Annotated in this window: 22 protein-coding genes and 1 pseudogene; 8 read left to right on the top strand and 15 right to left on the bottom strand. The window is 69.9% G+C overall.

Annotated elements, in window-relative coordinates; all coding sequences use genetic code 11:
• Positions 1-106: 106 nt before the first annotated feature.
• The 3 genes from ACIBK4_RS48590 to ACIBK4_RS48580 all read right to left on the bottom strand — a co-directional run bounded on the left by ACIBK4_RS48590 (position 107) and on the right by ACIBK4_RS48580 (position 2401).
• Positions 107-553 (bottom strand): DUF3052 domain-containing protein, encoded by a 447-nt coding sequence (locus tag ACIBK4_RS48590; protein ID WP_399006285.1) that lies wholly within the window; start codon positions 551-553, stop codon positions 107-109.
• Between the two features lie 860 nt (positions 554-1413).
• A complete protein-coding gene (locus ACIBK4_RS48585; RefSeq protein ID WP_399006283.1) occupies positions 1414-1707 on the bottom strand; it encodes a hypothetical protein in 294 nt (97 codons plus the stop codon).
• Between the two features lie 235 nt (positions 1708-1942).
• Positions 1943-2401 (bottom strand): DUF5707 domain-containing protein, encoded by a 459-nt coding sequence (locus ACIBK4_RS48580; protein WP_399006438.1) that lies wholly within the window; start codon positions 2399-2401, stop codon positions 1943-1945.
• 227 nt (positions 2402-2628) lie between these two features.
• Here ACIBK4_RS48580 and ACIBK4_RS48575 point away from each other — a divergent pair, with 227 nt between their 5' ends.
• The 4 genes from ACIBK4_RS48575 to ACIBK4_RS48560 all read left to right on the top strand — a co-directional run bounded on the left by ACIBK4_RS48575 (position 2629) and on the right by ACIBK4_RS48560 (position 6545).
• Positions 2629-4968: a histidine kinase gene (locus ACIBK4_RS48575; RefSeq protein ID WP_399006281.1), complete on the top strand. Its 2340-nt coding sequence runs from the start codon at positions 2629-2631 to the stop codon at positions 4966-4968.
• On the top strand, positions 4965-5657 hold the full coding sequence (locus ACIBK4_RS48570) for a response regulator (protein WP_399006279.1): 693 nt from the start codon (positions 4965-4967) through the stop codon (positions 5655-5657). The genes ACIBK4_RS48575 and ACIBK4_RS48570 overlap by 4 nt, the downstream gene beginning before the upstream one ends.
• A 63-nt stretch (positions 5658-5720) precedes the next feature.
• Positions 5721-6053, top strand: a complete 333-nt coding sequence (locus ACIBK4_RS48565) for an SCO4225 family membrane protein (RefSeq protein WP_399006277.1) — start codon at positions 5721-5723, stop codon at positions 6051-6053.
• Between the two features lie 81 nt (positions 6054-6134).
• Complete coding sequence (locus tag ACIBK4_RS48560) at positions 6135-6545, top strand: ANTAR domain-containing protein (RefSeq protein WP_399006275.1); 411 nt, start codon at positions 6135-6137, stop codon at positions 6543-6545.
• 161 nt (positions 6546-6706) lie between these two features.
• On the opposite strand, the gene ACIBK4_RS48555 is transcribed toward ACIBK4_RS48560, so the two are convergent.
• Positions 6707-7381, bottom strand: a complete 675-nt coding sequence (locus tag ACIBK4_RS48555) for a hypothetical protein (RefSeq protein ID WP_399006273.1) — start codon at positions 7379-7381, stop codon at positions 6707-6709.
• Positions 7382-7632: 251 nt separating this feature from the next.
• On the opposite strand from ACIBK4_RS48555, the gene ACIBK4_RS48550 reads away from it, so the two are divergent.
• Positions 7633-8457, top strand: coding sequence for a SigB/SigF/SigG family RNA polymerase sigma factor (locus ACIBK4_RS48550; protein WP_399006271.1), 825 nt, complete (start codon positions 7633-7635; stop codon positions 8455-8457).
• Between the two features lie 10 nt (positions 8458-8467).
• Here the strand turns inward: ACIBK4_RS48550 and ACIBK4_RS48545 are convergent.
• A pseudogene (locus ACIBK4_RS48545) lies at positions 8468-8923 on the bottom strand (DUF5994 family protein); the annotation flags it as partial.
• Positions 8924-9046: 123 nt separating this feature from the next.
• The gene (locus tag ACIBK4_RS48540; protein ID WP_399006269.1) at positions 9047-9439 is read right to left on the bottom strand and encodes a hypothetical protein; all 393 of its coding nucleotides are present in this window, start codon (positions 9437-9439) and stop codon (positions 9047-9049) included.
• Positions 9440-9716: 277 nt separating this feature from the next.
• Here ACIBK4_RS48540 and ACIBK4_RS48535 point away from each other — a divergent pair, with 277 nt between their 5' ends.
• Positions 9717-10055 carry a DUF4333 domain-containing protein gene (locus tag ACIBK4_RS48535; protein ID WP_366098472.1) on the top strand — a complete coding sequence of 113 codons (339 nt, stop codon included), beginning with the start codon at positions 9717-9719 and terminating at the stop codon, positions 10053-10055.
• A 70-nt stretch (positions 10056-10125) separates the two neighbouring features.
• Here ACIBK4_RS48535 and ACIBK4_RS48530 read toward each other — a convergent pair whose 3' ends face one another.
• Positions 10126-10839, bottom strand: a complete 714-nt coding sequence (locus ACIBK4_RS48530) for a response regulator (protein ID WP_399006267.1) — start codon at positions 10837-10839, stop codon at positions 10126-10128.
• On the bottom strand, positions 10836-12077 hold the full coding sequence (locus ACIBK4_RS48525) for a sensor histidine kinase (protein ID WP_399006265.1): 1242 nt from the start codon (positions 12075-12077) through the stop codon (positions 10836-10838). The genes ACIBK4_RS48530 and ACIBK4_RS48525 overlap by 4 nt, the downstream gene beginning before the upstream one ends.
• A gap of 118 nt (positions 12078-12195) precedes the next feature.
• Here ACIBK4_RS48525 and ACIBK4_RS48520 point away from each other — a divergent pair, with 118 nt between their 5' ends.
• Entirely contained in the window at positions 12196-12942 is a 747-nt protein-coding gene (locus ACIBK4_RS48520; protein WP_399006263.1) for an ABC transporter ATP-binding protein, read from the top strand.
• Complete coding sequence (locus tag ACIBK4_RS48515; protein ID WP_399006261.1) at positions 12939-14969, top strand: FtsX-like permease family protein; 2031 nt, start codon at positions 12939-12941, stop codon at positions 14967-14969. Before ACIBK4_RS48520 ends, ACIBK4_RS48515 begins: the two co-directional genes overlap by 4 nt.
• A gap of 28 nt (positions 14970-14997) precedes the next feature.
• Here ACIBK4_RS48515 and ACIBK4_RS48510 read toward each other — a convergent pair whose 3' ends face one another.
• From ACIBK4_RS48510 to ACIBK4_RS48480, 7 genes are all read right to left on the bottom strand, one after another.
• Positions 14998-16068, bottom strand: a complete 1071-nt coding sequence (locus ACIBK4_RS48510; RefSeq protein ID WP_399006259.1) for an alpha-hydroxy acid oxidase — start codon at positions 16066-16068, stop codon at positions 14998-15000.
• Positions 16069-16116: 48 nt separating this feature from the next.
• Positions 16117-17451, bottom strand: a complete 1335-nt coding sequence (locus ACIBK4_RS48505; protein WP_399006257.1) for a PLP-dependent aminotransferase family protein — start codon at positions 17449-17451, stop codon at positions 16117-16119.
• 2 nt (positions 17452-17453) lie between these two features.
• Entirely contained in the window at positions 17454-18407 is a 954-nt protein-coding gene (locus tag ACIBK4_RS48500; RefSeq protein ID WP_399006255.1) for a prephenate dehydrogenase, read from the bottom strand.
• Positions 18407-19324, bottom strand: a complete 918-nt coding sequence (locus ACIBK4_RS48495; protein ID WP_399006253.1) for a phytanoyl-CoA dioxygenase family protein — start codon at positions 19322-19324, stop codon at positions 18407-18409. Before ACIBK4_RS48495 ends, ACIBK4_RS48500 begins: the two co-directional genes overlap by 1 nt.
• A gap of 52 nt (positions 19325-19376) precedes the next feature.
• Complete coding sequence (gene hppD, locus ACIBK4_RS48490; RefSeq protein WP_399006251.1) at positions 19377-20441, bottom strand: 4-hydroxyphenylpyruvate dioxygenase; 1065 nt, start codon at positions 20439-20441, stop codon at positions 19377-19379.
• Positions 20442-20569: 128 nt separating this feature from the next.
• On the bottom strand, positions 20570-21076 hold the full coding sequence (locus tag ACIBK4_RS48485) for a flavin reductase family protein (RefSeq protein WP_399006249.1): 507 nt from the start codon (positions 21074-21076) through the stop codon (positions 20570-20572).
• Positions 21077-21157: 81 nt separating this feature from the next.
• A complete protein-coding gene (locus ACIBK4_RS48480; RefSeq protein WP_399006247.1) occupies positions 21158-22414 on the bottom strand; it encodes an acetyl-CoA carboxylase biotin carboxylase subunit family protein in 1257 nt (418 codons plus the stop codon).
• Positions 22415-22618: the final 204 nt, after the last annotated feature.

Raw genomic sequence — 22618 nt, 5'->3', positions numbered from 1 at the left:
GTCTCTCACTCCATCCGGCCATCCGGCGATGCCCGCGCCCTGACCGCGCAGCACTCCCCGTTCACCAAGATGTTTCCTCAGATCGACCGGTTGCCCCAACTCACGTTCATTTTGCGGGACCTTTGGTAGGGCTTTGCCGGTTTTCCCTCCGCCGTACGAACTTCAGCCCCGACCAGTCGTCCCCCAGCGCGGCGACCTTCACATCGACGACCCCCAGGGGCAGGAACACCTCCCGCAGCCCGTTCTCGGTGATGTCACTGACATGGCCCGCCGCCTTGCGGGGCCATGCGATCCAGAGCATGGCGCTGTCCGCGAGGCCGAGCACCAACTCCGCCGCTTCCGCGTCCAGCTGCCGCCGTTCCTGATAGAAGGCGAGGGCGACGTCCGCGCCGCGCGGGCCGCCGGCGTCGACTTCGCAGTCGTCGGGGAGTCCGGGGATCGTCCAGTGGTCGGGGGCGTGATGGAGGCGGACGCGGTGCCCGGGCTTGACGCCGATCTTCTTGGCGAGCGGGGTGGCGGAGTAACCTCCGCCCACCGCAGGGGAGTTGCCCATGCCCTGCCCTTCGTCCCGTAGTACTCCGGTGGTAGTCCCGTAGTTCGCAGTCCGTAGTCCCGCGTCCCGCGCACTGTTATACGGAAGTGATCCGCAGTACACCTCATGATCCAGGACCCGCTGTCAACCTCCGCTGCATCTTGCATGGGGGGACAGCCGGGGGGCTGTAGACACCACACGGAACTCGCCGACGCGCACAGGCGCCACACACACGCACCGCGTACACCGCTCACTCGCGCGCCGCACCCGCACTCGGCCAACCGTCGTCCCCGCCACGCCCTGTCCTCGTCCAGGAGGCCGCGTTGGCCCGCCGCACCGGGCCCGTTGTCGATCCCGGCCGGGGCGACCGGTTCCGCCGGAAGTACCCCCGTAACCGCGGAGAAGGTCTTCCAGTCGGACCGTTACGTGCCGCGTGCGGACCGGGTGTACTCCGCCGGTGCGCACGGCTATCTGCATGCGCAGGAGGGCACTTCGGGGTACCTCTGGACGTCGTACGACTCCGGTACTACGCCTCCTACGCCTCCTACGACCCAACTCGGGGATCTCACCCGGGTGGAGAGCCCCGGGTACCTCGGGGCGGCGTCCGATCTCGTGACGGATGTCGTCTCGGCCACCGCGAAGGCCGTCCTGCGGGACCCCGTCGCCGGTACCGCCACGGACGTGGCCCTCACCCACGGGACGTACGCGGCGACGTACGGCACCCATGTGCTGACCCAGGCGCGGGCCGCCGACGGGAGCCGTCTGCTGTATCTGTACGGCGACGGCGCGCCCGCCGACGGCACCCTCGTCGACGGCTGGCCGACCGGGATCACCGCGAACTTCGGTGTGCTGGGCGGCGACAGCGGTACCGCCGTGATCGGCTACGCGCTGGGCGGCGTACGGCACTTGGCGCTGGTGGATCTCGCCGCCGCGAAGGTCACCGGTGACGTGACGGTGTCGGCCGCGCCGGCCGCTGTCGCGCTGAGCGCGGACCGGCTGGTCTGGTACGCGGCCAGCGGTGCCACCGCGCACGTCCTGGACCGAGGCGACCTGTCCGCGGCCGAGACGACGGTGACACTGCCCGGTACGGAGGGCACGCCGTCCGTGGGGATCGTCGAGCGCTGGCTGGTGGTGGCCCGTTCGGTGCCCGCCTCCCCGTCCGACCTGACCGACAAGTCCGGCGAACGGCTGCTGGCCGTGCCCCTCGCGCTGTGGCGCTACGACGGCACCGGCACCTTCAAGCCCCGGGTGAAGCTCTCTGCCGACTGGGGCTCGAACTACAACGTCGTCCTCGGCGCGGGCAACCTCACCGCACGACCACCTTCTTCTACGACCTTCTGCTACGACAACGCAGGGCGCCCCGTCTCGATCGAGACGGGGCGCCCTGCGTCAAGTGACCGCGTACTGGTGTCAGTTGGCGACGTCGAAGGTGGCCGCCTTGGACACGAAGGTCGTGTCGCCGTCCTTGGCGGTGGCGAGCGCCGAGACGTACCAGGTGCCCTTGGCCGTCTCGGCCGCCTCCTTCTTGGTGACCTTGACCGTGTAGGTGCAGCGGGAGGTGTCGTCCGAGGTGCTCTTGCACGTGGCGGACTCGACGTCGCGCAGGTCCGCCGCGGTCGGCTTCAGCTTCGAACTCGCGGGCCAGGCAACGACCTTGAGGCCGCGGACGCCCGAGTTGTCACTGACGTCCACGGTGTAGGTGAAGGAGCCGGCGCCGTTCGCGGAGGGGGCGGTGTAGTGGGTCGAGCCGTGCTCCAGGGCCGGCTTCTCGGGGGCCGCGGAGGCGGCGGACGCGGCGAGCCCGCCGGCGACGACGCCGCCGACCGCGGCGACGGAGGCGAGGGAGAGGAGAAGAGCGCGCTTGGACATGGACATGGGAGATCCCCCTGTGTGATGTGGATGGTGTGGTGTGGATGGCGTGGGAGGCGGTGGTCGACCGCTTCCCTCGATGTGATCGAGCCTAGGAGCGGGACGGGGCGCGGTCCTCGGGCTGAAGAACGGTTGCCGCGTCGAACCAGAGATAGAGAAGGGCGGGACCGTAATCCCCCTTCCGCCTGACCCGGGCCCCTCACCTGCGCCCATAGCCTTTGAGTGTCATGAAACGAACCGACGACCGGCTGCTCCCGGTCCTGCTGATCTGTGCCCAGGCCCTGGTGTGGCCGGTGGCTCCGCTGCTGCGCGGCACCGTGCCGACCGCGGCCGACCTGCTCGTGGCCGCGCTGGTCGCGGGATCCGTGACGGCCGCGCTCGCGCTGCGCCGGTCACGTCCCGTGATCACGCTCATCGTGGTCGCCGCGGCCTGCGCGGTGGGCGCGGGCCCGCTGCCCACCGGGGCGATGGCGGTCTTCGGCACCGTGGGCGTCGCGCTCGCCCTCTTCACGGTGGCGACCGAGCGCGACACCTTCACCACGATCCTGTGCGTACTCACGCTCGCGCTCTGGCAGTTCCTGCAGAACATCACCCTGCACGGCCTCAGCGACAACAACGGCCTCGACCTGGTCCTCATCACCCTGCTCTACGCCACCGCGTGCGGCGCGGGCTTCTACGTACGCCGCACCCGCCGCGCCCGCCAGGCGGCCGAGCTCCTCCTGAACCGCGCCGAGACCGAACGCCACCGCCTCCCCGCGGCCGAACGACGCCGTATGGAAAGGGAGTTGCACGACGTCAGCGCCCACCACCTGACCGCCGTCGTCGTCACTGCCGGCGCCGCACTCGGCCTGCGCGAACGCCGTCCCGAACTCGCCGCCGAGGCACTGGAGTTCGCGACGGAGACGGGCCGAGAGGTCACCCGGGCACTGAGCGCGGTCCGCGCCCCGGCCCCTTCCCGCGAGGAACTCCCGTCCCCCGAGGACCGGTTGCGCTCCCTCATCGCCGGCTTCCGCCGCCTCAACCAACCCGTCGACTTCGAGATCGACCCCCTCCCCGACGGCGCCATCGCCGACGCGGCCTACGGCATCGTCCGCGAGGCCCTCACCAACGTGGCCCGCCACGCCCCCGGCGCCCACACCACGGTCACCGTCCACTACGGCGACACCCGCACCAACATCGTCATCACGAGCGCGGCCCCGCCGACCGGCACCCAGGCCCACGCCGCAGGCCTGGGCGGCGGCCGAGGCCAGGGCTTCCTTCGCTCCCGAGCCCGGGAAACAGGCGGCACCCTGACCACCGGCCCGACGGCGGAGGGCGGTTGGGAGGTACGCGCGATCCTCCCCGGCCGTACGGCGGCCCCGGTGGAACACTCCCTCCCGCGAAGCTACCGAGTAGCCCAGGTCATCGCCGCGTTCGGCCTGGTCGTACAGCCCCTGCTCCCGGTCCTGATCGTCCACGCGGACACAACATCGACCGGCACACACGTATCGGCAGGCGTCCTCTTCACGTTGCTGGCAGCAGCACAGGCGGTAGCACTCCTATGGCTGCACCGAGCACCCCGCACGGTCCAACTAGCCCTACTGGCACTGGCGTTGCTGTGGCCCATGGCCATGTCGGTGGGCCACTACACCGGCGCAGTACTGCTCCCCCCAACCCTGAGCACCTTGGCAACATGCGCAGCGGTGGCGGCCCTTAAGGGGCGCGGGGAACTGCGCGACCAGCCCCCACCGACCCGCACATACCGACTACCTCAGGCCCCTATCTCTGTATTTCCCATCGCAGCCACAGCCGCACACTCCACCGCCCTAACAATCGCCGTCCTACACCGAGGCACAACCATCCCCACCTGGGCGGTAGCCACGGCAGCAACTACCGCTGCCGCACTGGCAATTGGGGCGGCCCACTACGCCGGAGCCCTACGCGGCCGGCGTGACAGAACAACCCAGGGCACCCAAACCGCACAACTCGCCACCTGGACAGAGGAAGCCGTAAGAGACGCCTGGGCAGAACGCCGCCGCATCGCAGCAGGGCTGGAATCCACCGTGCTGGCCAGAACCGCAGACATGATCACCGAGGCACAGGCAGGCCACCTCGACGCAACAGCAACCCGAGCCCGAGAAGCCCTCACCGCAATGCGCGCCCTCCTGGACGCGGTCCGGGACGCCGACGAAACGACCACCCCCGACCTGCGCCCCCAACCCACCGTCCAGGCCCTCGACCTGCTCGCCCACCAATGCCGAGCCACGGGCCGAGACGTACACATACACGTGACGGACCGAGTCCCGGCCCGCCTCCCCACCGAAGTCGACCTCGCCGCCTACCACGTAGCCGAAACCCTCCTGGCGACCGGCGACAACGACCCCTCCGTACTCGAACTCGACGCGGACGGCGCTACGTTGACGATCACGGCCACCGGCGTACCCCGCGCCGCGGACACCGCCGTCCGGGCCCGCCTGACGGCAAGGATCGCGCCGCTCGGCGGCACCCTGACGGCCGGCCGCCCACCGGGCACGGTCCACCTCCGGCTGCCCCTCACCGCACCGGACGACGAGGAGAGAGAACGATGAGCCTCAGGGTGCTGGTCGTCGACGACCAGGGCATCGTCCGCGCGGGCTTCGCCGCCGTGATCGACGCCGAGGACGACATGACGGTCGTCGGCGAGGCGGCCGACGGCGCCACGGCGGTGGTCCTCGCCGCCGAACTCGCCCCGGACGTGGTCGTGATGGACGTACGAATGCCCGAACTCGACGGCATCGCGGCGACCCGGATCATCACCGCCCGGGAGAACGCGCCGCGCGTCCTCGTGCTGACCACCTTCGACCTCGACGCGTACGTCTTCGACGCCCTGCGCGCGGGAGCCTCCGGCTTCCTCCTCAAGGACGTGCACGCCTCCGAACTCCTCGCGGGAATCCGGGTGGTGGCGAGCGGCGAGAGCGTGCTCGCCCCGTCCGCGACCCGCAGGCTGATCGGCCACTACGCGTCCGGCGCGGGCGCGGGGTTCCGTTCCGACGCCGAGAGCGGTCCGCGCGAGCTGGAGAGCCTGACCGGCAGCCAGCGCAACGTCCTCGCGCTGCTCGCCTCGGGCCTCAACAACGCTGAGATCGCAGCCGAGTTGGACATCACCGTCGGCACCGTCAAGTCCCACGTCAACGCCCTGCTCCGCAAACTCGGCCTGCGCGACCGCGTCCAGGCCACGATCCTCGCCTACGACCTCGGCATCACCCGCCCGAACCCACCGGGCGCCGAGCACCTCTGACGGTCCGTCATCACCACAGACCCACCAACACCCCTTCACCCACCGCCACTCAGGAGTACAGCCATGCCCAGCACCGACGCCAACGCCGCCCGCTCCCCGCTCCACCGCCTCGCCCAGAACCTCCGCAACCCCTTCGCCCTCGGCTACCTCGGGATCTGCGTCGCCATCGTCATCTGGATGGTCGTCGTGACCGTCATGGACGACGAGGGCGGGTCGATGGCGGCCGTCGTCCCCCTCCTGGCCACCGCCCCGGCCAGCCTCGTCGTCCTCGCACTGCCGGGCGGCAAGGCGGCGTTGATCGTCGCCGTCGTCATCGGCGCACTGGTGAACGCCTCGATCATCGGCTGGTGCGCCCGCGCACTGGGCCGAGGCAACCAGTCCGACACCACCCGCTGAGCCCCGGGCGGGACTAGGCTGGGGGCGCGGTGTTCGCCCTGCTTCGCATCGGGCACAACCACCGCGTCGAAGGACTGCGGCATGAGGCACGCGCCCTGCACCACGTACGACCCGACCACGACCCACGAAGAACGGCCCCTACGACCCCTACGCCCCCACCCCCTGTTGACGGCCGTTCCCCCGCCCCCCGACACAGCGGCCATGCTGGCCGAACTCGTCCAACTACGGCTCCAGAACGCGCAGTTGACGGTGGCGATGGAGACCCGGGCGGTGATCGACCAGGCACGCGGCATGGTGATGGCCCTCGCACCCTGCTCCAGCGACAGGGCCTGGGACCTGCTGGTGGGCGTCTCCCAGCACTGCAACATCAAGCTCCGGACCGTGGCGGCGGCGCTGGTCGCCACGACGGAGGACCAGACGCTGCCGGCCCCGATCCAGCGGGAGTTGCGCCGCGCGCTGCGGCTCCTCCACGCGGCGGACCGGTCGTCGTAACAGGCACGGAAGCGAGTACGGATGGGTCGGCACCGGGAGCTGTGGTTCCAACTCTCCGGTGCCTTCGCCCTGAACGGCCGATGGACGCCCCCACTGGGTAGCCCGGCCCGCCGAACCTAAACAGTCCGGAAACTACGTGAACTGCGGGACCTGCCCGGCATCTATTCGGGACGCTGCGTCCGGTCGTTGTGCGCCAGTCCGTCCGGGTGGTCCTCCGTACGCTCGCCGAGCGGAAGTACCAATACGCGTACGGGAGTTGTGTCGTCCTCGCGCCGGATCCGCCCGACGTCCCGCCAGCCCCACCCCTTGAGGGCGGCCAGCACCCACCGGGCGGACTCGTCCACCAACGTGACGCCCAGCGAGGCCTGGTGGTCGGTGAGCAGCCGCTCCTGCATCAGCCGGGCGAGGCCGCGCGCGTGCTGGTGCGGATGGACGAGGGTCTCCAGGATCGCGAACACATGCCCGGACGCGGTGAGTTGCTCCAGGTTCTGCGGCAACGGCCCGTCGAAGCCCTGCCACCACGAGCCGTCGCGCGGCACGGAGAAACCGCAGACACACCCCGCCAACGACTCCGCCTCGGCGACGAGCATGTCGAAGCCGGGCAGTTTCACGTCGTCGGCGAGCCGGAGCAGGAACTTCTGCCGGTCGTTGAACTCCTCGCCCGCCTCGGCGTCGGAGGACTCCACATACAGATCCGCCAGGTCCTCCCGCAGGGCCTCGGCCTGCCAGCGGTTCAGCCGGCGCAGCCGCACCGTGTCCATGGCGTCCACGGCGCCCACGACGGTCGGCTCGGGCTTCTGGCCTTCGGGTTCGTGCGCTTGCAGCGGGCTGCTCATGAGACGCCTCGGTTCGGAAGACTCGGTGGTGCGGTACGGCGCCAGGGTCCAGGACGTCTGTCCAGCAGCATAGCCGCGCCTGTCGCGAAAACCCGTTCGAATGAAGCCGTTTGAAGGCGACCCCACCGGGCACTCGTCCGGTGTGCTTCGGACTGGAGGCACCCCCGTGGGAGCGGTGTTCGCTGCTCCCCAGTGTGCTGCGACGTGCCGACCCACGGTGAGTGACACCACCGAAGAGGGAGCACGTCCCCATGCAGGCCGAACGCACACTCAAGTCCCGTACCACCAAACGCACTTACGACGACTCCCCCGACACCGACGAGGCGTTCCGCCGGATCGCCGCACTGCCGGACGGACCGGAGCGGGCGGCGCTGTGCCAGGAGGTCGTGTGCGCGTGGATGCCGATGGCCGTACGGCTGGCCCGGCGCTACCGGCACCGCGGCGAGTCCGCCGAGGATCTCACGCAGGTGGCCCAACTCGGCCTGGTCAAGGCGGTGTCACGCTTCGACCCGAGTCTCGGCACCGCGTTCCCGAGCTTCGCGATCCCGACGATCCTCGGCGAGGTGAAGCGGCACTTCCGTGACGAGCTCTGGGTCGTCCATGTCCCGCGCCGGGTACAGGAGTTGCGCGGGCAGGTCCGGTCCGCCGATCACGAGTTGAGCTCCACGCGGGGCGGGACGATCTCCGCGGTCCACGAGATCGCCGCGCACACCGGGCTGACGGAGGCCGAAGTACGGGTGGGCCAGGGGGCGTTGGAGGCGTACACCGCCTGGTCCCTGGACGCCGTACCCGGGCATCCCACGGACGGCCATCCGCTGACCGACACCCTCGGCGCCGTCGAGCCCGACTTCGACCTGATCGTCGACCGCGAGGCGCTGCGCCCACTGCTGCGGGCGCTGCCCGAGCGCGAGCGCGAGATCCTCTACATGCGGTTCTTCTGCGAGATGACGCAGGCGCGCATCGGGCTGCGGCTCGGCGTCTCCCAGATGCATGTCTCCCGCCTGATCACCCGCACCTGCGCCCGCCTGCACGACCAGGTGATGGCCGAACCGCGCGCGTTCAGGCGGGCGTCGTGACGAGGTCCGGCACGTTCGCCGCCTCGGCGACCAGCTGACTCCCGGTCGACGTGCGCAGCGGGTCGCTCGCGGCGGTCATCAACCAGGCCGCCGTGGCGGGGTCCGTCTCAGGAGGTACGACGAGCAGGTCCCAGCGGGCAGTGCGGTACGACAGGAGCAGCAGCTGGTGCGGATCCTGCTCGGCCAGGAACCAGCCCACCTTCACGACATGCCCGTCGACCGGCACCTTGCGCGCGAAGTCGGCCGGCCAGTGCGTGGGGTTCACCGTGACCCGGGTGATCCGTCCCCACAACGGATCGAGTACGGCGACCAGTTGGGGAAGTTCCGCCCCCAGATCCCGGGAGCGGGGCCACCAGGCACCGTCCAGCAGAGCGGGCTTGGAACCGAGGGGAGCGAGCGACATACGGAGTGCGGGGGCGGTTGCCCCGTCCTCGGGTGCCGACGCGGACGAAACGGGCGCAGTCATGACGCGAACCCTGCTCTGGACCGGTCGCAACCGGCCCGGCGTATTCAATCGCCGAAAACGACACGGGCATGGAGGCCGGTGCGCGAAATACCCTCGGTACCTTCGAGCGTACTCCTCCCCAGCTCAGGCCCCGCCCCAGCCGGCCGAGGGGTCGTCCGGGTCCTCGGTCGCGTACAGGCCGGGCCCGAGCCGCGCGGCCAGGGTGTCGCCCGCGATGTGTGTCAGGGTCACCGTGCCGTCGCCGTTCGTCGTCAGCTCGGCGTAGTACGCCGGAGCCACCCAGTCCATCGGACGGTGGAAGAAGAAGTCGACCGTGTCGTCCGGATACTCGCCGCGGAGGAGCGGGAGCACGGTCTCCAGCGCGTCCTCCGCACCGCGCCCGCTGATCACCGCGGCCACCCGCCCCGGCGCCGTCCGCCACACCCGCACATGCGCGTGCCCAGACCACCCCTGACGGGACGACCACGAGTTCTCGTCGCGGATCAGGCGGACCGGCCGAGCATCCTCAACTGCCATACGAGGCCCCCTCTTTCGACCATGCCGTCGTCATCGCGTACGCATACCCCTACGACTAGACCCACGACTACGACTACGGTCGCGCCGTGTCACTGAGATACCCGGCGGTACTACGGGTACCCCCCAGCCGCGCCTCCTTCGCGGGCCCTCGTACTTCCGGCCGAGGCCCGGCGTCGGAACCGGCCGCCCGGCCGAGGTGGCGGGTGTCCGTGCGGGAGGAGGCTCTGGGGACAGCGGCCGGTGGGGACCGGTCGCACCGTGAATCGAGGAGCTCCGCATGAAGCGCATCGTCATCGCCCTGGCCGCGGCCGCCGTACTGGCCGGCGGCGTCGTGGTGGCATGGAACGTGTTCGACAACTCGTCGGTCGCCACCGCGAGCGGCGCGGACCACACGGTGCCGCGCGCCGAGGTCGAGAAGCAGGCCAAGGAGAACTACGCCATCCCCTTCTTCCAGGACGGCCCGCAGTCGGTGAGCTGCCCGGGCGGGCTGCGCGCGAAGATGGACTACACCGTGGAGTGCACCGCCGTCTTCAAGGGCGAGACCAAGAAGATGCTGATCTCCGTCACCGGGGTGCACGGCGACCGCGTGAGCTTCGACTACGGCCTGACGAAGTAGCCGGGTCGAGGACGCCGGGGCCGCGAGAGTGACGGGTGGCAGCGAGAGTGACGGGTGGCGGCGAGGGCGGTCAGTGGTCGCCCACGACGCCGCTCCGCCATGCCCAGGCGGCGATCTCCACCCGGTTCCGCAGCTTCAACTTGCCCTGGACGCTGGCCATATGGGTCTTGACGGTGGAGAGCGACACGAACAGCTCGGTACAGATCTCCTGATTGGTCCGCCCCTCGGCGACCAGCCGGACCACGTCAAGTTCCCGTCCCGTCAGGGGACTTGAGGAGACCTCGGCCTGCCGGGCGGACTCCGCCGCGGGCCGCTGCTCACCGATCCGCTCCAGCAGCCGTACGGTCACGGCCGGTGACACCAGCGCGTCACCGCGCGAGGCCGCGCGTACGGCCTCCACCAGCAGCCCGGGTCCCGCGTCCTTCAGCAGGAACCCGCAGGCGCCGCCGTGCAACGCGCCGTAGACGTAGTCGTCCTGGTCGAAGGTCGTCACGACCACGACCCGCAGCGGATCGACGGCCTTCGGCCCCGCGAGCAGCCGGGTCACCTCCAGCCCGTCGAGCTTGGGCATCCGGATGTCGACGAGACACACGTCCGGCCGCAGCTTCCGGGCCAGCTCCACGCACTCCGCGCCGTCCGCCGCCTCCCCCACCACCTCGATGTCGGGCTGGAGTTGGAGGATCAACCGGAATCCGGTGCGCACCATTTCCTGATCGTCGGCGATCAGAACCGTGATGCGCCTCCCCGAACCACGCGCGCCGGTACCGGCATTGGCCTCGGTCATGCGGGCGATCCTGCCACAGCCCCGCGCAGCGGAAACTCCGCCGTCAGCCGCCACCCCCCGTCCTCCGCCCGGCTCGCGTGCAGCGTGCCCCCGACGGCTTCGGCGCGTTCGGCCAGCCCGACGAGGCCCAACCCGCCCCGCCCGCCCAGCGGTTCGGCGTTCGGCGCGGCCCGTCGCGAGGACGGCGCGTTGTGCACCTCGACCCGAAGCCGCCGCGCGTCCCCGTCCCCCTCCCCCGCCAGCGCGACCCGCACGGACACGGACGGCGACCCCGAAGCATGCCGCCGTACGTTCGTCAGCCCCTCCCGCACCACATTCCGCACGGACGTCTCCACCTCGGGATCGGGCCGCGCCTGCCGTACCTCGGCCGCGACCTGGAGGGTGGCAGGGGCGTCACGTTCGGCGAACGCGGCGACCAGTTCCCCGAGTTCGGCGAAGAGGTCCCCCGGCCGCACCGCCCGCCCGTCGTCCACGCGCAGCACGCGCACCAACTTCCGCATGGACTGCAGCGTTTCGGACCCGGCCCGCTCGATATGCCCGAGCAATACGTCCACTTGCTCGGGCGCACTCTCCCGGATCGCCCGCGCGGCCTGCGCCTGCACGACGATCCCGGTGACGTGATGAGCGACGAAGTCGTGCAATTCCCGGGCGAGTTCAAGCCGCTCGCTCTGCCGCACATCGGCGACCGCGCGCCTTCTACGGTCGTCAAGGCTCCGCAGATAGCAGCCGAGCCCGACGGCGGCACCCGTGGGGAAGGTCAGCAGGAAGGAGAAGACGACCCCGTTCCCGTCCAGCCGCATCGGCGCCGCGATCACGGCAACACCCAGTGCGGTCCCGAGAGTCGCGGCCGCCCAGGGCGACGACACGTCCTTCGCCGTACGCACCAGCAGGAGCAGCAGACACAGCGTCTCCAGCAGCCCCCACCCGGCGAAGGACGGCGTCACCGACGTCAGCAGCCCCAGGGTGACCGCCCAGGAGACGGCCACGGCCACCCCCGCGCCCCAGGTCAACGAGGGCGTCCTCCCGGGCAGCAGCAGGGCCGCGGCGGCCACGACCCCCGGCACCACCCGCCACCAGACCCCGTTCCCTTCGAGCCCGGCGGTGGGGACGACGGAGGCCACATCGAGCACCCACAACAACGCCATGACCAGGGCCAGCGCGGTGAGCGCGGTACGACGCGACAGCCGGGAGAGGGCCGTCTGGTCGTCGCCCAGATTCTGATCGTCCAGTTCTCGCACAACTCGCAGCGTAGGGGCGTCCGTTGTCACCCGGCCTCGGCCGAAAGGACGACGTGAGGGGCGCGAACCGGTCGCCCGGCCGAGGCGAAGTGCCGTAGCGGAACGGGATGTTGGGCACATGAATCCCACCCCGCCTCCTGTTCCTCAGCCTGTTTCTCCGCCGGTGTTGCAGGGCATAGCGCTGTCCAAGTCCTTCGGGTCGACGCACGCGCTCGACGCGGTGGACCTCGCCGTACGCGCCGGTGAATCCGTGGCCGTGATGGGCCCCTCGGGTTCGGGCAAGTCGACGTTGCTGCACTGCCTGGCGAACATCGAACGCCCCGACAGCGGACAGGTGTTGCTGGACGGCGAGCGCATCGACCAGCTGCGCGAGCCGCACCGCAGCGAGGTGCGCCGGGTCCGCTTCGGATTCGTCTTCCAGTTCGGCCAGTTGCTGCCCGAACTCCCGGCGGTGGAGAACGTGGCCCTCCCCCTCATGCTCGGCGGCACACCCCGCCGCGAGGCGGAACGCCGGGCCCGCACCTGGTTCGCGCCCCTCGGCCTGGAAGGCAAGGAGGACAGCCGCCCCGGCGAACTCTCCGGCGGCCAGGCCCAACGGGTCGCCCTGGCACGGGCGTTGGTCGCCGGCGCCCAGGTCGTCTTCGCCGACGAACCGACCGGTGCCCTCGACCAGACGACGGGCCAGGAGGTGATCGGCCTCCTGGTGCGGGTCACCAAGGAGCAGAACGCGGCACTGGTGGTGGTCACCCACGACGAGTCGGTCGCCCGCTGGTGCGACCGCACGGTGCGGGTGCGGGACGGCCGGATCGTAGAGGAGACGACGGCCGCGCAGGGCGCCGTAGCGAACGCGGGGGCGGGCCGATGAAACCCAACCACACCACATGGACGCTGACTTGGCGCCTGCTGCGGGGCGGCGGCCGCCACGGCAACCTCGGCGTGGCCCTCTCCGTCGCGGCCTCGGCGCTCTGCACCACGCTCCTGCTCCTGTGCGTGGCCGCCAACCTGGGCTTCGGCGCCCGCGCCGCCCACACCGACTGGCGCACCCCCGCACAGTCCAACTCCGCCCAGGCGGTGGCGATCCAGGCCGTGGCGACGACGTTCGTCGACGGCGCACCGGTGACGGTCATCGACGTGGCGGCACTCCCGGGCAAGCAGGCCAGTCCGCCCGCCCCACCCGGCATGCCGCGTTTCCCCAAGCCCGGCGAGGTATGGACGTCACCCGCACTATCCGAACTACCGGGCTGGCGAGGGGTGTTGGGCCTGTCAGGCCTCCGTCCCCCCACAGGCGCCCTGGGCCGAGCCGCGCTGGCCAGGCCGGACGAGATGGTGGCCGTAGTCGGATACGCGGCCGACGCCCCGACGATGTCGACGGCACGCGGCACGGACCCCCGCCGCCCCGGCGACATGGTGACGCCCACCCCCATAAGGAACTTCGAGGGAAGGTTCAACGGCGGAAGGGCAGCGGACGGCATGACCGCCCAGTACCAGGACCTGACCAAACTCGCGACGGCTCTGGTGATCATCCCCCTCCTGCTCCTGGGCGCCTCCTCCGTCCGCCTGTCCGTCTCCCGCAGGGACAACCGCCTTGCCCTGCTACGCCTGTTGGGCGCGGCACCGAGCCGCATCGCGAAAATGGCGGCGGCGGAAGCGGCCCTGACGGGCGCGGCGGGAGCGGTCGTAGGCACGCTCGGCTACGCGGCGTTGCTGCCCCTGGTGTCCAACATCCCGGTGGCAGGCGGCAGTTGGTATGCCGCCGACCTCTGGGTGGGGGCGCCGGTCCTGCTCGCGATCCTCACCGGCGTGGTGCTGCTGACGACGATCAGCGCGCTGGCGGGCCTGCGGCAGGTGGTCGTAGGCCCGTTGGGAGTCGTACGCCGTTCTCGCACCCCTCGCCTGAAGGCCGTACGCGCGCTGCTGTTCGTCGCCGTACTCCTCGGCTACTGGCAGCTCTCCAAGGGCAGGCCGATGGACATCAACGCGGTGGTGTACTGCTGCGCGGCGGTCTTCGCGGCGCTGTCGGTGATCGGCCCGTGGGTGGTCGGCACCCTGGGCTCCCTGGTGACGAACCTGGCCCGCCGCCCGACGACCCTCCTGGCCGGCCGCCGTCTGCTGGACGATCCCAAGTCGGTCTGGCGCGCGGTCGCGGGCCTGACCCTGGCGGGCTTCGTGACCGGCTTCTTCGCCTTGTTCAGCATCGCGGGCGGCTCCCCGTGGGACACCCCCGGCCAACTCTCGCTCGCCGTACCGAAGGGGCGGGTGGCGGTGGTGCGGGAGGGCGCGGAGGCCCGTTTGAGGCATGCGGGAATCGGGGCGACGGTCGGGGTGACGACGACGTGGGTCGCGACAGGCACCGGCACGGGAGGCGAACGTCAGCTCACGGCGACCGTCGCGGACCCGAGCCGGCTGGACGCGGCACGCACCGCGCTGACCGGCCTCGTGCCCGGCCAGTTCCCCCTCACCGGCACGGACGTCGACTGGCAGTCACGCGAGTTCGACCACGACTTCCACCTCTCGACCCTGACCGTCCTGGCCGCGAGCTTCACCATCGCCATCGCCTCGACCGGCATCACGGCAGCGTCCTCGGTCCTGGACCGCCGCCGCACCTACGGCCTGCTGCACCTCGCGGGCACCCCGCTCCGCGTCCTGGACACGGCGCGGCGCACGGAGTCGGTGCTGCCGGGTGCGGTCCTGACGACGGGCGCGGTACTGACGGGCCTGTTCTGCGCGGCCCCTCTCACCTTCGCCGGCGGCACCCCCCACCTGAACGCCCCCGGCCTGACCCTGCTCGCCGGATGTCTGGCGCTGGGCTTCGCGGGGTTGGCGGGGGCGAGTGCGGCGAGTCGGCCGTTGTTGCGGGAGGTGGTGCGAGGGGCGGGGGCTCGGCCGGACTGACCCCGCGTCAACACCACGACCGCCCGCCTCAGCAGGACACTCCCGACCGCCTGAAATCGGCGACGGACGGCGTGCCCATCAACGCCATGACCTCCTCGAACTCGTCCATGAGCAGCCGTAGGACACCCGTGACGCCCTCCGCGCCGGAATGCGAGAGCCCCCACAGAGCCGGACGTCCGATCATGACCGCGTCCGCGCCCATGCACAGGGCCTTGGCGACGTCCGCGCCGTGCCGGATGCCCCCGTCGAGGACGACCTGGCATCTTCCGCTCACCGCGTCCACCACTTCGGTGAGGCAGTCCGGGGCGCTCCTGGAGAAATCGAGCTGTCGGCCGCCGTGGTTGGAGACGACCAGCCCCGAAACGCCGTTCTTGACGGCCAGTTCGGCGTCCTCGCCGGTCAGCACGCCCTTCAGCACCACCGGCAGGGACGTCACCTCATGCAGCCAGGCAAGGTCCTCCCAGGTGATCGAGGCGTCGAACTGCTCCCTGGAGTGCTGCGCGACGGCCGATTGACCGTCCAGGCTCCGGTGGGAAGCGGCCATGACCTTCGGAGCGAGGTTCACCGCTCGCACATCGGGCGGTACCACGAACCCGTTGAGGGCATCGCGCGGGCGGAACGCGACTCTGGGTGCGTCGACCGTCAGCACCAGCGCCCGATAGCCGGCGGACTCGGCCCGGCGGATCAGATCCGTCATCGCCCCACGGTCCTTGAGCCAGTAGAGCTGGAGCCACAAGGGGCCGTCGGCCGCGGCGGCGATGTCCTCAAGGGTCCGGCTGGCGAACATGCTCACGGTGAACAGCACACCCGCGGCGCCCGCGGCGCGCGCCGTCGCCACCTCGCCCTCCGGGTGGGCGAGCCGGTGGTAGGCCATGGGAGCGATACCCAAGGGAGCCGCCAACTCGCCACCCAGCAAGGCGGTTGAGGTGTCGCAGTGGGAGACGTCGACGAGGCAGCGCGGCCGCAACCGAATCCGGTCCAGAGCCTCCCGGCCCGCCGTCAGCATCGACTCGGTGCCGCTGCCTCCCGCGAGGAAGTCCCAGACCGGTCCCGGCAGCCGCTCCTTGGCCGCAGCCTCGTAAGCCTCCAGGTTCGGCACCTCGTGTTCTCCCTTCTCCGTCCGCGGACGGGGTTCCAAAAACACTCCCTAGCCGGCTGTGCCGGTCGTCTGCGCGGTGATGAAATCGGCCAGTCTCGCGACGCCCTCGGTGATCTCCTGCGGGCTCTGCGAGCTGCACGACAGACGCAGCTGATGCGTGCCCCCACCGTCCAGGTGGAAGTCGCTCATCGGGGTCCACAGCACACCGAAGGACCGCGCGGAGACTTCGAGAGCCCGGTGGTCGGCGAGGAAAGGGACGTCGACGACGACGAAGAAACCGCCGTCGGGACGGTTCCAGCGGACTCCGGCCTCGGGCCGGCGCGCCGCGGGGAAGTGCCGCTCCAACGCGTCGAGCAGCGTGTCCATGTTGGTGCGGTAGTGGGCGACAGCGTGCGCGTTCGCCGAGCGGAGCCGACAGTCGCTCTCGACCAGCAGCCCGCCGATGACGGCCTGGCTGACGGCCGAGGTGTTCACCGTGGTCATGCTCTTGATCTTCGACAGCTCGTCCGTGAGCATCGTGCGCCCGCCGGTCGGGCCCACGACCTCCTGGTCGGCGACGATGTAGCCCACACGGGCTCCGGGAAGCGCGGTCTTGGCGAAGGAGCCCAGGAAGATCACCCGGCGGCCGCGGTCGAGGGCCTTCAGGGTCGGGCGGGCCGACCCGGACCGGACGAAGAACCCGTACGGGTCGTCCTCCAGGACGAGCAGGTCTTCGTCGGCGGCCAGCTCGAGCAGACGCTGCCGCGCCGCCGTACTCATGCTCGCTCCCGAAGGATTGCCGAAGTCCGGGACCACGTAGAAGGCCCGGGGGCGCTCGCCCGCCTCCCTGGCGGCGCGGACAGCCGCGAGCAAGGCCTCCGGATCGGGTCCGGCGGGGCCTTCGGGCACGGGGCGCACCCGGATACCCAGGAGCTGGGCCGCGCCGGTAATGCCCACATAGCAGGGTGAACTGACCAGCAGGGTGTCCTCGGGCCCGGCGAAGAGTGCCCTCAGGGTGAGGAGCAACGCCTCCTGGCAGCCCGTCGTCACCACGATCGCTTCCGGCGGGACCTGGATTCCCTCGTCGTTGGCGATCGTCCTGGCGATCAGTTCGCGGATGATGCCGCTCGTACGGCCGTACTGGAACAGCTGGGTCCGCACCTGGTCACGTGACCAGCCGAGTTCCTTCTCCAGATACGTGGTGTACGTCTGCAGATGGCGGGCGAGGTCCTCGGGTTCGAAGTCGCCCTCGGTCGGGCGGCCCGGCGCGAAGGAGATCGCGTCCGGGAACCGGCCGACGACCTCGTTGAGGAAGTTCATCGCGTCGAGGACCGGGGCCCTGAGCGATCCGTGCAGGTCGGCGAGGAACAAGGCCTGCTCCGGTGGTGCTGCGACGTCCGTCATCCTCACACCCCTCCCGGTGCGGTCGCATAGTCCGTGCTCAAGCCGGCTCCGTCCGTGTTCAAGCCGGCTCCGTCCGTGTTCAGGCCGGCTCCGTCCGTGCTGCGCGCGGGGATCCGGGCCTTTCCCTGCACACCGCGGAGCAGGACCGACGCGAGCCGGTCCCTTGAGGCGCTGCCCTGCTCCGGCGTCCGGGCGGTGCCCAGTGTGCGCAAGGTGTCGACCATCAGCCCCACGTCGTGGGAGAACTCCGCGAGCACGTCGGCGACGGCCACGGCGTTCGTGCCGAGGATGTCGGTCCACAGTTCGGGGCTGCCTCCGGCGAGGCGGCTCACGTCACGGAGTCCCTGTCCCGCGAGCCCGAGCTGGGACTGCTCTCCGTGCAGCAGCCGCGCCGCGAGCAGGCTCGACACCAGGTGCGGGGTGTGGGAGACCAGCGCGACCGCCTGGTCGTGCTCCGCCTGGGTCATCACGACCGGCCTGGCCCCGCACAACTCGGCCAGGTTCCGGGCGCGTTCGACCGTCTGCGCCCGGGTCTGCGGGGCCGGCGTGAGGACCCAGGGACGGCCTTGGAACAGGTCGGCGCTCGCGGCCAGCGGACCCGACTGCTCCCGGCCGCCCATGGGGTGCCCTCCGACGAACCGGGTCAGGTCGCAGCCGGTCCTGGCCGCCTCCTGCTGGACCCGTTCCTTGACGCTGGCCACATCCGTGAAGTCATGGGCCAGCCCCCGTAGTTGGTGTTCCCTGAGGGCCGCCGCGACGTACTGCGGGGGTACCGCGACGACCGCCAGATCGACCGGTTCACGAGGAGCTCCCACGCTGCCCGCCCCGAGATCGGCCGCCATGCGGGCCGCCTCGGGATCGGTGTCGATCAGGTAGGTGGTCACGCCCCGGCCCCGAAGGGCCAGGGCGATCGACGTACCGATCAGACCGGCTCCGACCACTGCGACGCTGCGCATCAGCGATTACTCCACAGGAGTGGCAGGTACTCGGGGTCGCTGTAGTCGGGAGTGCCCTCGGCCGTACGGCGCACCAGCACGTCGTGGTTGTAGTTGACCTGGGTGCCGTCCGAGCGGAAGAAGTCGCGGTAGCGGTTCTCGCCGTCCTGGAGGTGGAAGGAGATCGCGCGGCGCGGACGGTCGCTGACGTTGGCACCGCTGCCGTGATAGGTGCGGCAGTGGTGGAAGTTGACGTGTCCCTTGGGGATCACGACCGGGATCTTGGTGACCTCCACGCCGTTGTACGCCGCGTTCTCCTCCAGCATCTGGTCCAGCTCGGAGCGGTCGCGCTCGGCGAAGTGCAGGGAGGTGGCATCGTTGTCGACGGTCTCCTTCCACAGGTGGCTGCCGTCGACCATGGTGATGGTGCCCATCTCCTCGCCGCAGTCGTGGAAGGGGATGAACGCGGTCAGCATCCGCTCGGAGGTGGATGTGGACCAGTAGTGGCGGTCGAAGTGCCAGGGCACGACGTTGGACTGCTCCTGCGCCACCGGGGGCTTGTAGATGAGGGTCGACTGGAAGACCCGTATCTGCTCCGCCTCGGCCAGACGCGCCGCTACGGCGCCCAGCAGCGGCTTGCGCAGGATGCGGCCGATGGTGTCGTCCTCGTAGTGGATGTAGTCGTTGTGCCGCTGGACATCGCCCTTGGCCGGCTCCCAGTAGGCCAGCTTGGGCGGGCGTACCGGCAGGGTGCGGTCGCGGTGGCCGGCGTAGAAGCGCTCGCTGGCGGCCTCCAGCTGCTCGACCTCCTCGTCCGTGAACAGCTTCTTGGACAGGTACCAGCCGTGCTCGGCGTAGAAGGTGACGTCCTCGTCGGTCGGGAGCAGCGCGCGCTCCTCGTCGGTGAGAACGAAGTTCTGGACGTCCTGAATGGTCATGATCTTCCTTACGAGGTACGTGACTTGACGTCGGAACGGCGCGCCGAGCGCGTCAGGAGACGGCCTTCTCGCCGGCGACCGCCTCGTAGAGGGCCTTGATGTTGCCGCTGCCGAAGGTGCGGGCACCGTGGCGGTCGATGACCTCCCAGAAGAAGGTCTTCCGCACGTGCTGGGACTGGGTGAAGATCTGGAACAGCTGGCCCCAGTGGTCCTGGTCGATCAGGACGTTCGTGCGGCGCAGGTCCTCGACCCGGACATCGGGGCGCTCGAAGCGCTCCTGCAGCCGGTCGTAGTACGAGCCGGGCGTCTGCAGGAAGGTGACGCCCCGCTTCTCCAGGGTCTGCACGGTGTCCACGATGTCGTCGCAGAGCAGTGCCAGGTGCTGGACGCCGGCGCCGCCGTGGCGGGCCAGGAAGGTGTCGATCTGGCCGGGCTGACGGTCCGTCACCGGCTCGATCAGGGTGAAGGTCACCTTGCCGGACGGGCTCTGGACCACCTTGGAGTCCATCGCCTGGGCGCCGACCTCGATGAACTCCTCGAAGATCTGGGAGAACCCGAAGACCTTCTCGTAGAACGCGACCGTCGAGTGCAGCTGGCCCGCCGGCAGGCAGATCGCCGCGTGGTCCACGGTGCGCAGCAGCTCCTCCCCCGCCTCCGGGTCGGCGGCGATCATGTCCATCACGCCGGGCAGGAACTGCTCGCGGTCACCGCTGCGCTGCACGAACCGGTGCGCTACGTCGCCGAAGCCCAGGACCGAGGCGGTGATCACCTCGGTGCCGTCCTTGCTGTGGACGGTGGGCGGCTCGACCGGGGTCGCGCCCCGCTCGACGGCCAACTCGAAGGCCTTGACGGCGTCTTCGGTCTCGAAGGCGATGTTCGCCACCCCGTCGCCGTGCTGCATCACGTAATGCGCGGCCGGGTGAGAGGAGTTGAGGGCGGAGGTGAGGACCACCTCGATGCCGCCCTGGCGCAGCAGCAGCGAGCGGTGGTCGGCCTGGCCGGTCTCGGGGCCGGCCAGGCCGCGGACGCGGAAACCGAAAGCGGTGCAGAGGTAGAACGCGGACTGCTGAGCGTCTCCGACGTAGAACTCGACATGGTCCACGGCCCCGATATTCATGCAAAACCCTTCTGTTCCCGTTTTTGGGCAGGAGAAATCCGACAGGAGAAAGTCGAGAGGAGATAGTCGAGATGTTCGAGAGAGTGGCGAACAAGTGAATCGAGGAGCGTCCCGCCCCTGCTGTCGCGCTAGAGAGAGGAGAACTCGTTCAGCGGCGACCAGACTCCATAGTCGCCCCGACGGTAGAGAAGTGGTTCACGGGGGAAAACCTCTGCGGCCTCCACCCGGCCTACCACGAGCCAATGGTCACTCACTTCAACCACATTTTCAACCCTGCATTCCGCAAGGCCGAGCGCGATGTCGATGAGCAGGGGCGCGCCCTCGGCGATGAGCGAGGGGCGCCAGTCGACATGTGCGAATTTATCCGTGGCCTTGCTCGCGAAAACCCGCGAGGCGTCGCACCCGGACGCGGAGAGGAAATTCACCGCGAACGCCTGCGAGGACAGAATCGCCGGCAATGTGCGGGACCCCTTGCCGACCGACACCAGCAGCGTCGACGTCGCCGCCGACACCGAACAGACGGCATTGCTGGTGAAACCGTACGGCTCACCGTTGCCGTCCGTCGCGGTGACGATGGCGATCGGGGTCGGGAACGAACCGAAGAGTTCGCTGAAGCCTACAGAGCCACCATCCATCAAGTCCCCCCGTGGAACAGCAAGTTGACCGTCATCATGACTGTGCGATCCTCTGCCGCTCGCGGCTCGGCGCGCGGCTTTTCATTCTGATACGCGAACGGTTTCGATGTGGAAATCGGCGATGATCCGCCGAATGTCCTCTTCGACGTCCGCCTCGTCGCCGACCAGAATGAAACGCCCGCTGTGCACGGCGTCGTAACTGCCCCCGACGGGCAGCACTTCACCCGCCTCCGGCACCAATTCGCGCCAGACCGTCGGACATTTCTCCCGCATGGAGGTCGCGGTGACGACTCGTGCCGGCAGGTCTTCCGGCTTCGGGATGATCAGCCACCCGCCCGAGGGGTCACCCGCCACGGAAGGGATCGTCACCTTCTCGTCGGAGAACGCGGCCAGCCACGGCTCGAAGAGGTTGATCCCGAAGACCTTCTCGGTGAGATACGGCACTTCGGCTCCGCCGATGCGGCCCGCGATCTCCAGGAAGACCAGGTCCTCCTCCGCGGTGACGAAGAGTTCGAGGTGGAACGGCATGGAGGCCATGTTCAGAGCCGAGACGCACTTCCGCGCGAACTCCTCCACCCGGCTGCGCAGCGGGGAGGCCTGAACGATGACCGACCCGAGCGGCTGCCCGGCCGCCTCGAAGGCCAGGCAGTCATTGACGTAGCGGGAGACCGCCATGAACGGGATCTGCGAGTCCTCGCCGACGAACCCGTCCACGTGGTAGATCGGCCCCTCGATGTACTCCTCAAGTTCGTAGTCGCCGGTGTCGATCTGCTCCAGCAGCGTCGTGAGCGCGGCCTCGTCCTCGACGCGGTGCACGCCTCTGCTCCCCGCGCCGGACACCGGCTTGAGGATCAGGGGGAACCCGGTCGCCCGCGCGAAGTCCACCGCGGACTCGGCTGTCGACTCGGTGCTGTCACAGGAGGCGAACCGGGGCGCGCGGATACCGGCCTCCGCCACGGCTTCCTTCATCCGCAGCTTGTTCCGGTAGAGCGCCACGTCCTCGGGTCGCGGCCCGGGGATGCCGAGTGCCGCGCGAACTTCGGCCGCGATGGCGAGCGTTGCCTCCGACACGGCGACGATCCGGTCGACCGGGCCGACGTGGTCGGTGATCTTCTGAACCGCTCCGCACACCGCCTCGAAGTCGCTGAGGTCATCTATCTCGACCAGGTCGGCGATCTGCGCTGGATCGGCGAGCACTCCGGTGGCGCCGACTGCGTCGACGATGTAACTCACCTGGTGGTGTTGGTGGTTGATGAGGTCTTCGAAGCGGCCGAGGGAGAAGTCCCAGCGTGGTCCGGTGTGGAATCGGGGCCATCGGTTGATGACGGCGATGTGCATGGTTGCTCCTCCATGGCTGTTCGTGGTGCCTCGAACGAGAGAGCGGTCCGGCCCGGGCAGTACGGGGGTGGGTGCTGTCCGGTCAGGGGGTTTCTGTTGCTTCGAGTTGGCGGATGAGGGGGGCGACGTGGGTGAAGAAGGTGTGCATTTCGTTGCGGGTGGGCCAGCCGGAGAAGATGAATTCGGTGATGCCGGCGGTTTTGT

This window comes from Streptomyces sp. NPDC050528, assembly GCF_044457795.1.
Lineage (GTDB): Bacteria > Actinomycetota > Actinomycetes > Streptomycetales > Streptomycetaceae > Streptomyces.
Note: the sequence above shows the minus strand (reverse complement) of the source record. Positions and strands in the feature narration are given on the sequence as shown.

Excerpts from the sequence above, each read along its gene's own strand:
- ACIBK4_RS48590 (WP_399006285.1), bottom strand. The coding sequence starts at position 553 with ATGGGCAACTCCCCTGCGGTGGGCGGAGGTTACTCCGCCACCCCGCTC.
- ACIBK4_RS48505 (WP_399006257.1), bottom strand. The coding sequence starts at position 17,451 with ATGACGGACGTCGCAGCACCACCGGAGCAGGCCTTGTTCCTCGCCGAC.
- ACIBK4_RS48500 (WP_399006255.1), bottom strand. The coding sequence starts at position 18,407 with ATGCGCAGCGTCGCAGTGGTCGGAGCCGGTCTGATCGGTACGTCGATC.
- ACIBK4_RS48515 (WP_399006261.1), top strand. The coding sequence starts at position 12,939 with ATGAAACCCAACCACACCACATGGACGCTGACTTGGCGCCTGCTGCGG.
- ACIBK4_RS48580 (WP_399006438.1), bottom strand. The coding sequence starts at position 2,401 with ATGTCCAAGCGCGCTCTTCTCCTCTCCCTCGCCTCCGTCGCCGCGGTC.
- ACIBK4_RS48565 (WP_399006277.1), top strand. The coding sequence starts at position 5,721 with ATGCCCAGCACCGACGCCAACGCCGCCCGCTCCCCGCTCCACCGCCTC.
- ACIBK4_RS48540 (WP_399006269.1), bottom strand. The coding sequence starts at position 9,439 with ATGGCAGTTGAGGATGCTCGGCCGGTCCGCCTGATCCGCGACGAGAAC.
- ACIBK4_RS48480 (WP_399006247.1), bottom strand. The coding sequence starts at position 22,414 with ATGCACATCGCCGTCATCAACCGATGGCCCCGATTCCACACCGGACCA.
- ACIBK4_RS48495 (WP_399006253.1), bottom strand. The coding sequence starts at position 19,324 with ATGACCATTCAGGACGTCCAGAACTTCGTTCTCACCGACGAGGAGCGC.
- ACIBK4_RS48570 (WP_399006279.1), top strand. The coding sequence starts at position 4,965 with ATGAGCCTCAGGGTGCTGGTCGTCGACGACCAGGGCATCGTCCGCGCG.
- ACIBK4_RS48550 (WP_399006271.1), top strand. The coding sequence starts at position 7,633 with ATGCAGGCCGAACGCACACTCAAGTCCCGTACCACCAAACGCACTTAC.
- ACIBK4_RS48520 (WP_399006263.1), top strand. The coding sequence starts at position 12,196 with ATGAATCCCACCCCGCCTCCTGTTCCTCAGCCTGTTTCTCCGCCGGTG.
- ACIBK4_RS48535 (WP_366098472.1), top strand. The coding sequence starts at position 9,717 with ATGAAGCGCATCGTCATCGCCCTGGCCGCGGCCGCCGTACTGGCCGGC.
- hppD (WP_399006251.1), bottom strand. The coding sequence starts at position 20,441 with ATGAATATCGGGGCCGTGGACCATGTCGAGTTCTACGTCGGAGACGCT.
- ACIBK4_RS48485 (WP_399006249.1), bottom strand. The coding sequence starts at position 21,076 with ATGGATGGTGGCTCTGTAGGCTTCAGCGAACTCTTCGGTTCGTTCCCG.
- ACIBK4_RS48575 (WP_399006281.1), top strand. The coding sequence starts at position 2,629 with ATGAAACGAACCGACGACCGGCTGCTCCCGGTCCTGCTGATCTGTGCC.
- ACIBK4_RS48555 (WP_399006273.1), bottom strand. The coding sequence starts at position 7,381 with ATGAGCAGCCCGCTGCAAGCGCACGAACCCGAAGGCCAGAAGCCCGAG.
- ACIBK4_RS48560 (WP_399006275.1), top strand. The coding sequence starts at position 6,135 with ATGAGGCACGCGCCCTGCACCACGTACGACCCGACCACGACCCACGAA.
- ACIBK4_RS48530 (WP_399006267.1), bottom strand. The coding sequence starts at position 10,839 with ATGACCGAGGCCAATGCCGGTACCGGCGCGCGTGGTTCGGGGAGGCGC.